This window comes from Nocardia sp. NPDC051929, from assembly GCF_044548645.1.
GTDB lineage: Bacteria > Actinomycetota > Actinomycetes > Mycobacteriales > Mycobacteriaceae > Nocardia > Nocardia sichangensis.
In genome coordinates this window covers 1-1,084 of the sequence record NZ_JBIUCG010000076.1, presented here as the reverse complement: position 1 = coordinate 1,084, position 1,084 = coordinate 1, and the positions used below count along the sequence as shown (strand labels likewise).

The following is a 1,084-nucleotide window of genomic DNA, read 5'->3' as shown; positions in this document are numbered from 1 at the left end:
CGGTCGGCGCATGGCACAGCGCCACACAGGCAGCGGCCATCATGAGGCCGACGACGCGCGCGGCCCGAGTGCGAACAGTCATTTCGAATTCCCGCGGATCAGATTCCCAATGGAGCGGCCAGCGTCGACCACGAATCCTTCAGCGCGTCCTCCCAATAGCCCCAGGAATGGGTGCCTTCCGGGCGGAAGTTGTATCGCGCGGGGATTCCGAGGCTGTCCAGCCGGTCTTTCATGTTGTGCGAGCAGTAATTGGTGGCCGCTTCGATCACACCGCCGACGACGAGCTGATTCGCGAAACCCCACGGACCGTTCAGCGAATATTTCCCGCCGTATCGGTCGTAGACGCCGGGCACGCCATTTCCACTGGCGATGTAGATGGATTTTCCACGCAATCCCTCCGCCTGCACGTAGGGATCATTGGCCACCCATTGCGGGTCGCCCGCGGGCCCCCACATGTTGTCCAGTTCCGCGAGACCCCATTCCTCGACGGTCAGCCGGACGAACTCACGGCCGACCGGATCGCTGGTCTGCGCGCAACCGCTGTATGCGGCGACGCCGGAGTACAGGTCACCCGTGGTCGCGGCGAGCGCGAGTGTCGTGGTCCCCGACATCGAGAACCCCGCGAGGGCATTGCGCCCGCTGGTCCCGAGATACGAGTCGATCAGCGGAGGCAGTTCGCGGCTCAGGAAGGTCCGCCACTTCTGGCGCCCCAACCTGGCGTCGTCCTTCTCCCAGTCCGCGTAGTAGCTGAACATGCCGCCGATCGGCGTGACCGCGTGCACGTTCTTGTCCGCGAGGAATTGCATCGCGTCGGTCTTCGTGGCCCAGGTCGAGCCGTCGATGCCACCGGCCGCGCCGAGCAGCAGATACAGCACCGGCCGGGGAACGCTGGTGTCCGCGGCGCGCTGAACTTCCACCGGAATATCGAGATCCATGGCGGCGGAATGCACCGTCAATGTCAGGTTCCGCGCACTGTGCTCCTGCACGGAAACAATAGAAGACTCCGCGGGCGCGGCCTGGGCCTGCACCGAGACCATTGCCGATGCGGCCGCAGCGCCGGCGACGACCGCCGACAGCAGCAACC

1 protein-coding gene is annotated in these 1,084 nt (G+C 65.4%); it reads right to left on the bottom strand.

Features of this window, described 5'->3' with window-relative positions:
- Positions 1-98: 98 nt before the first annotated feature.
- Positions 99-1,082, bottom strand: coding sequence for an alpha/beta hydrolase (locus ACIHAX_RS37810; RefSeq protein WP_397282470.1), 984 nt, complete (start codon positions 1,080-1,082; stop codon positions 99-101).
- Positions 1,083-1,084 lie beyond the last annotated feature (2 nt).